Raw genomic sequence first — 7,044 nt, forward strand, 5'->3', positions numbered from 1 at the left:
GGATTCGAACCCTCGTAGGCACTGAGCCACTGCGCCCTGAACGCAGCCCGTTTGACCGCTCCGGCACCCCCGCAAAAAGAAAAGAAAAAACCAAAAAGCAACACTGTCACCAGTGACAACAGAGCAGAAACAAACCTGCTTTTAAAAAAACTTTGCCCCCTGACCACAACCAAGAGAGCAACGGCAAGATCAAAACGAACACCGCCACAGCAAAGCAAACGAGCAGAATTACAAAAAAAAAACCTTGCCAGAACCAATAACAACAACGACACGCCCCGCTTACCTCCTTGAAACAAAAGGAGATTGCTCAAGGTAAAACCGGTACGGCAAAGAAGCGCCCTGACGAATACCAATTCTCGTCGAAACCGTCACGCTCCCCTGCTTTTTCCCTGGAAGGATGTACAGCGGATCCTTCCTCAAGTCGTGCCGATTATGCGCTAGAGAAATCCCCAGCGCCTGCACCAACCTTGCCGGACCGCTGCAAAGCAAACGCACATCGTCAACACCCCTGCGCTTCTTCATCAACCCAACACCTTCAAGAGGCTCGAGCGCCCGAATCAAGACTGCCTCGCCAACTCCTTCCTTATTCGTCACGACGTTAAAGCAATAATGCATCCCATACGTGAAATACACGTACGCCGTGCCGGGAGGCCCGAACATTGGCGCATTACGCTTCGTCACCCCCCTGCTCGCGTGGCACGCAGGATCATCACAAAGATACGCCTCCGTTTCAACAATACGCCCACACGCAACCCCTTCTTTTGCGCGATGAACTAACACGCAACCAAGCAAGCGCTTCGCAACTGCGAGCGTGCTCCCAGAAAACAACGCGCTCTGCCCCCGCACCCCAGACGACCTCATCTTGCCCACACCACCTAAAACACCCCACGAACACCCTTCCACCACGACACGCACTCGTCACTCCTTCCTATACCCTTCATTCTTCGCCCTTCTTGCTTCCTCCTCGATAACTCCTGGTTATAGGAGAATACGAACTGCTTGGCAAATCATTCTGGTACAGTCTCCGCTTCTTGGCTTCGCGAGCGAGCAACTCTGCACCTTCCTCGCCATGATAAAGCCACTCTCTGTGCTCAAACAAGAAATCTTTCCTCACATCTCTCTCATCACTCATACCTCTCACCTATCGTTCTGAACCTTTTCGTTTCACCGAGTTTTTTTGTTCTCCTCGTTTTCAGCAATTCAGCCAAGCGCCAACGTGCCTGGAGCAAGCAACAAAACGAAAACGCCCGGCCACGCCAACAATACGCACCCGCTTCACAGCCCTGATTCAGACGCCGCTCTTACTCACCAATCTCGAATCGTGCACGTGCGTCTTGGCAAGGCAAGCTGACCTTGGCAATGCGGGGGGAGGGATTCGAACCCCCGAACCCACTGAGGGACCAGATAACCCATCCAACCCTCACATACCGACCTTGAGTCTGGCGCATTCGGTCTCAAAGCCACGCTCGAAACGCAAAGCAAGACCTTGAATTGACCAGGCTTTGCTACCCCCGCACGGGAAAAAGACAAAAAAAAACAACACCTTCCCGGAGGCCTGCAGAAACTCCCCACTAATTTATAAACTTGGTGCTTTCTCGTCCTGCCCTGTTAACGAAGAAAAAAAAACACACGCTTTTTGCTTAACCGTCGAGACGAGCAATCTCCTCACGCACTTCCTTGAGCGCTTCCTGAATGTCTTTGAGCTTCACAGCATCGCTCTTCGCCGCTCCCTCATCGACGCGCTCTTGCGTCCGGGACGCGTCATCCTTGCTTTGTGCTGCGGCGCCGTCGGTATTGTCGGCAGTCCAATCAACCCCTTCGCTAGGAGAAGCGTCCGCTCCTTCATTTCCTTTCTCGCCCGCGCCTTCTTTGTCTTTTTTCTGCGCCCCCTCTCCCTCCTCTCCAGCAGTTCCTTCTTTCTCCTCCTGCCCCAGCGCTTGAGGCGCACCCCCCCCGACGCCGTCATCCCGAGAAGCCTTTCCATCAAGGATCGCCTGCAACGCGTCACGCAACTCTCCTGGCGCCTCCTCCATTAACGCGAGCAATTTTTGCTTTGGCAGCTCTTCTCGCAACTTCCCCGCAAGCAAGTCCAACTCTTGCATGTGCCTGCGAAGCGTCTCAATCAACGCAAACTTTTCATCACGAAGATCAAGAATGCGCTGATAGCCCTTCAAGGACTCCAACAACAACTTAGAACTCTCAAGAATGTTCCTTCGCACCCCAACCGGATTGATAATCTTGACGTAATACTCTTCGCTCGCCATCATTCATTGTCCAGCAGAGTCGTAGAAATGCTAGACACCCTCTTTTTCACTTCGTCCAAGTTCCGGTACCACGCCTTAATCTCCGCCTCCTCCTTGTCACGAATCTCCCCGATTTTTTTGAGCGTCTGCTCAGCGCGCTCCACTTTCTTGGCCAGGACCTTGACAACCTCAAGCAACTCCTTGTACTCGTCAATCTTCACATAAACAGGAGGGGACGATTTCATTGCTTCACCTCGGCAGCCAGCTTCACGTCCAGCGCCATTAAATCTTCCTGAACTTCATTCACCTCATCACACCAAGTAGTATAAATACCCTTCTTTTCTTCCTCGAGCGTCACCATCTTATCAATATCCTCATACACCAAGACAATATCGTCCCGAACCTTCTCCAAATCCGTCACGAGCCAAGCAAAGTCCTCCCCGGAAACAAACACTTCGTTTGGCACTTCTTTTTCTGGCGGCGGGGGCAACGGCTCGAGCAACGGCTTTATCTCGAACTGCTCCGGCATTGCTTGTCTTGGCTCAAAACTGGGCAGCGACTTGATGAGCGGCTTGACAACCCCGACGGGATGCTCTTCCACCTTCTCCTCATCAGGAAGAATCGGCGGCTTCGCGGAGGGCTCAACACTTCCCTCTAAATCATCATGACTCTTGTCAGACACTTCTTTGAGCATCGCTGCCAAACGAGAAAGCTCCTCATCAGACGGCAGCTGTGCAGCTCCCTCGTTTAGCGACTCACGTCCAGCTCCTGCCTCGACGCCGCTGAAGTCGCTGTTCGTGGGGAGCGCAAAGCCCTCCTGCGCGGCGCCATCCTCCTCCACTAAGGGCCTCGCCGCGGCGTGCAAGGCATCATCAACCGCGTCGCTTCGCGCAACACCTTCCTGCTGAGCAGCTAGGCCGTCACGCTCCAACACTGGCGAGCCAGGCGCGACAAAGGAGCCAGCACCATCGCTGCCCGTATCCGCGCCACCAAGAACAGGCGCTTTCGCAAGCCCGCCACTGCTGTCATCTTCTTCCAACCCGCCTTCATCCGCTTCCTCCAGCGCGAGCGCCTCGTTAAAACCATCGTCGGGAAGGGGCTTTGCCATCTTGGATGCGAGCTCCAAGCGCTCAGCCTCTTCGATTTCAGTATCGTCAAAGTCGGGAAGAACGAGCGAGGAAGACGACTCAGCGTCCACGCCGCCTGCACCGACTGGTGCAAGACCCGCACTCGCTCCGCCAGCGCCGCCAAGGCCCTCCCCGCCAGCGCCTGCCTCGTTCCTTTCCGGAACCGCCGGGCCAGAACGCTCTTTTTCAGCAACGTCTTCTTGATCTTGATCCCCTCCTTCAGACGTTCCAGACAACCACGCCTCCATCTCGTCCAAACGTTCCGGGGAAAGAAGCGCATCCCCGTCACCAGCGCGACTCGAAAGATCTTCACCGTCGCTTCCCACCCCCTCAGTGGGCGACGCTTCTTCAGCCTCGACATGACCAGGAGCACCCGCTGAGCCAATGCCATCTGCCACACTACCATCGCTGCCTAACAATTCCTTTTTTTCGCCTTCGCCACCCCCCTCAACCCTGTCATGATGAACAGCGCCGCCCTCGCCCGACTCCGGCATTGCGTGAGCAGGCACGTGTGCTTGCACTTGTGAGGGCGCAGAGGGAGAGCCGGGCTCGTCCTCTTGGGAGACGTCACCGTGAATACTCTGAAACGCAGGATCAGCGACTTCCCACCCATCACCGACGTTTTCATCGCTCATAGCAGCAACTCCGGCATCAACGCCGCTTTCCCCCTCCCCGCCTCGACGAGGCCCTGACACGTCTTCCTTCTTCAAGGTTTGCGGCTCGGCAACAACACCCTTTCCCTGCGAGACGGGCGGGACGTCGTCTAAAGAATCACCCGAATCACCCGCTCCTGCACCCGGCATCGGAACTGAATCAGCATCCCGATCTGCACCTTCCTTGTGCACGCCACCCTCGCCCTGCCGTGCCTTCTCGGCCGGCACCGCTTCTACACTGCCACCTGCACTGCTCGGCGCCTCCACCTGAGAAGAAGACTCATGCCCAGAACGAGACGGGCTCTTCGGAGGACCTCCATGGGGAGACGGCGCCTGCAAAGGCAACGTTTTTTTCTCACTGCCAGCACCACTACCTGCATCACTGCGAACAGGAGGCGGCGGAGGCATAGCAATATCTTCACTCAGCGCAGGAGGCGGTCGAACTGACGCCGACCTCCCTTTGCGCAAACCAGTAAACAATCCCATTGGGCCCCATCACTCCCCCGCCTTACTCGACGAGATGTTTTTAAATACGGCCAAGCGTATAAAAAGGTTTTTTTTCATTGGCGAATGAAAAACATCTTGGCAGGGGCGATACTAAAAATGTTATTCAGAAACGAAGCCAACCACAAACCTTTCTGAAAGTAAACCTTCTGCACACATCCGAATACCTTCCGCAAAGCACCCCGCAAAGCAGGAAAAAAGGCAAGGACAACACCCTTGTTTCATGAACCAAACCAAAAAACAACCGCAAGCAAAACCACAAAACAACCACGAACACCATACCCGCCCACGCCCGCGCCAGCCCAGCACAACACCGCAACCTGCGCCGTGCAAGGAGCAACAAGCCACGACGCCGCGCTCCCGCGCCAGCCGCTTCTTCTCAGCTGCCCGGCCCCTCTCAATTCTCTTCTTCTTAACCGCCTTCACACTCTTATCAACAAGCAACACGAGCGCCCAACACTTCTCTGAAATCATGTACAACCCCGCCGGAAACGAAGCTGCAGGAGAATTCATCGAACTCATCAACGCAACAAACCTCACAGGATACGCCATCGGCGATGCCAACCAAAACGACACCCTCCGCCTGGTGAGACAAGGAACCCTCCCCATCGCCCTCATCGTAACTGACACGTACAAAGGCGCACAAGGAAACGCGTGGGTCTACACAGCAGGAACGCGCATCGGCAACGGCCTTGCCAACAGCGGCGACACCGTCTACCTCTACCGAGAAGACACCCTCATCGACACCCACCACTACACCAACACGGCACGCGAAAACCACTCCCTTGAATGGAACGGAACACACTGGACAGAAAGCGAACAACCAGGAGGAACGCCCGGATCCTACCACCACCCGGGCATCGTCATCAAAAACGAAACGCCTCGGCTCCAAAACAACACCTCCTTCACCTGCACATGCACCAACGACCAACAAACACAACACACCAAACAAAACCCCGCAATCACTCCTCACACATGCCCGTGGCTCTGGAAACTGCGCTCACGAGAACTTCCACAAAACCCCCTCCATGAAAGCAACGCATCCAAAACGAGCAGGGACGAAGAAGCCTCTGCTACGTGGGAAGTGTGGCTCGACCAACCCGCTCGTGCCGCGCAAGCGTTCTGGACAGGCAACCTCATAACAGACCAAGGAACAACACGAATCACGTGGACCGGTATCGAACACCAAACCCTCCCCATCCCGCCACAACGAAAAGGATATGCAACCCTCACCGCAACCATCACCCTCGAAGGATGCGAACCACAAACGACAACCCTCCACCTCCCAACACCCCTCCCCAACATGAACGACCAACACAAACCGCCGGGCACGATGGCGCGCGTCATCATCCCAACGAGGCAGGAACCCATCGGAAACGAGCAGGGCGGCAAAGAAGACAACCAAGAAGATACCTTGCTCGCACACCTGTTCATTGTCAACAACGAAGAGCAACCCCGCACGTACACCATCACCACCAAACTCTACAAGAACCTCCGCCCCATCCAACCACTCACCACCAAACACGTCACCGTCGCGGACATCGATCTAGAACCCCTCCCATTCACACTCCGCGGAGAAGGCAACTACACCTTCCTCATCACCCTCTCAGAACCACAAACCGCCTGGAACACGTCATGGAACATAACCCGCACCATCCCCGAACACGCCGCGGCAACAAAAACAACACAACAAGAAAAGCGCCGTCCAAGCGCGGAACCAACCGCCAAGACCACAGCACCCCGCACAACAGGAAACACCATCTACACCTCGCCCCTTCTCCGTGCAAAAAAAATCATGCCCGTCGCCCTCACCGGCCTCGCCTCAACCCTCGGCGCGTACGGGTTCTTGCGAAGCTTGGCACAAAACAAGAAAAACCAAAAAAACAACAAACCACCGCCGACAAAAAGCAACACCCTCCCCACCCAAACAAAAAAAAAACACCATTCAAGAAACGAGACGGATCCCAAACGACAAAAAGTGGAGAACGAAAAAAAAAAGAAACACTTAAATAGAAAAAGACGCGAAGAACCTGTTCAGAAACGATGACATCAAAAACAGAAAATCTCCTCTTCATCGCCGTGACATCCCTGCTCATCCTTTCCCTTTTCTTCAACAACAACCCCTCCCAGGCAGGACTGGCCATACAGACCCTACCAACAGAGAATGAACAACCACCCATCCTCATCAAACCAACAAGCACGCCACCTCCATGTTCCGACAACGACCGCGACGGCGACTTGGCAACGTACTGCGGCGGGAAGGACTGCAACGACCTCAACCCCTCCCTCAACGGCAACGACAACGACCGCGACGGCGTGAGCACCTGCCTGGGGGATTGCGACGACTACAACCCACGCATTACCTTCTGCACATAGAACAACAAACCAGCAGGCCGCAGCAGGTCGCAACACGTCTTCTCCGCACCGAATGAAGCAATCCCTGCTCAAAAAAAAATCCTCACGAAGCAAGACCGCGTACAAAACAAAAAAAACGAGAAAAAGAAGCAAAAAAACAGA

The 7,044-nt window shown here is 54.9% G+C and carries 7 protein-coding genes and 1 tRNA gene; 2 read left to right on the top strand and 6 right to left on the bottom strand.

Annotation, left to right across the window (positions count from 1 at the left end):
* Positions 1-279: 279 nt before the first annotated feature.
* The 6 genes from D6783_01550 to D6783_01575 all read right to left on the bottom strand — a co-directional run bounded on the left by D6783_01550 (position 280) and on the right by D6783_01575 (position 4,290).
* On the bottom strand, positions 280-861 hold the full coding sequence (locus D6783_01550; protein ID RME53585.1) for a DNA-3-methyladenine glycosylase: 582 nt from the start codon (positions 859-861) through the stop codon (positions 280-282).
* Positions 862-937: 76 nt separating this feature from the next.
* Positions 938-1,132, bottom strand: a complete 195-nt coding sequence (locus D6783_01555) for a hypothetical protein (protein ID RME53586.1) — start codon at positions 1,130-1,132, stop codon at positions 938-940.
* A gap of 228 nt (positions 1,133-1,360) precedes the next feature.
* Positions 1,361-1,470: transfer RNA gene (locus D6783_01560), tRNA-Leu, on the bottom strand.
* 170 nt (positions 1,471-1,640) lie between these two features.
* A complete protein-coding gene (locus D6783_01565) occupies positions 1,641-2,264 on the bottom strand; it encodes a hypothetical protein (GenBank protein ID RME53587.1) in 624 nt (207 codons plus the stop codon).
* Positions 2,264-2,488: a hypothetical protein gene (locus tag D6783_01570; GenBank protein ID RME53588.1), complete on the bottom strand. Its 225-nt coding sequence runs from the start codon at positions 2,486-2,488 to the stop codon at positions 2,264-2,266. Before D6783_01570 ends, D6783_01565 begins: the two co-directional genes overlap by 1 nt.
* Entirely contained in the window at positions 2,485-4,290 is a 1,806-nt protein-coding gene (locus tag D6783_01575; protein RME53589.1) for a hypothetical protein, read from the bottom strand. Before D6783_01575 ends, D6783_01570 begins: the two co-directional genes overlap by 4 nt.
* A 460-nt stretch (positions 4,291-4,750) precedes the next feature.
* Between D6783_01575 and D6783_01580 the strand changes: the two genes are divergently transcribed.
* Together D6783_01580 and D6783_01585 are read left to right on the top strand one after the other, a co-directional pair.
* Positions 4,751-6,574 carry a lamin tail domain-containing protein gene (locus D6783_01580; protein RME53590.1) on the top strand — a complete coding sequence of 608 codons (1,824 nt, stop codon included), beginning with the start codon at positions 4,751-4,753 and terminating at the stop codon, positions 6,572-6,574.
* Positions 6,571-6,903, top strand: coding sequence for a hypothetical protein (locus D6783_01585; GenBank protein ID RME53591.1), 333 nt, complete (start codon positions 6,571-6,573; stop codon positions 6,901-6,903). Before D6783_01580 ends, D6783_01585 begins: the two co-directional genes overlap by 4 nt.
* Positions 6,904-7,044: the final 141 nt, after the last annotated feature.

Source organism: Candidatus Woesearchaeota archaeon (genome assembly GCA_003694805.1).
Taxonomy (GTDB): Archaea; Nanobdellota; Nanobdellia; order Woesearchaeales; family J110; genus J110.

What these genes read in the sequence shown, in the direction of transcription:
- D6783_01570 (RME53588.1), bottom strand. Translation starts at nt 2,488, where the DNA reads ATGAAATCGTCCCCTCCTGTTTATGTGAAGATTGACGAGTACAAGGAG.
- D6783_01555 (RME53586.1), bottom strand. Translation starts at nt 1,132, where the DNA reads ATGAGTGATGAGAGAGATGTGAGGAAAGATTTCTTGTTTGAGCACAGA.
- D6783_01550 (RME53585.1), bottom strand. Translation starts at nt 861, where the DNA reads ATGAGGTCGTCTGGGGTGCGGGGGCAGAGCGCGTTGTTTTCTGGGAGC.
- D6783_01585 (RME53591.1), top strand. Translation starts at nt 6,571, where the DNA reads ATGACATCAAAAACAGAAAATCTCCTCTTCATCGCCGTGACATCCCTG.
- D6783_01580 (RME53590.1), top strand. Translation starts at nt 4,751, where the DNA reads ATGAACCAAACCAAAAAACAACCGCAAGCAAAACCACAAAACAACCAC.
- D6783_01565 (RME53587.1), bottom strand. Translation starts at nt 2,264, where the DNA reads ATGGCGAGCGAAGAGTATTACGTCAAGATTATCAATCCGGTTGGGGTG.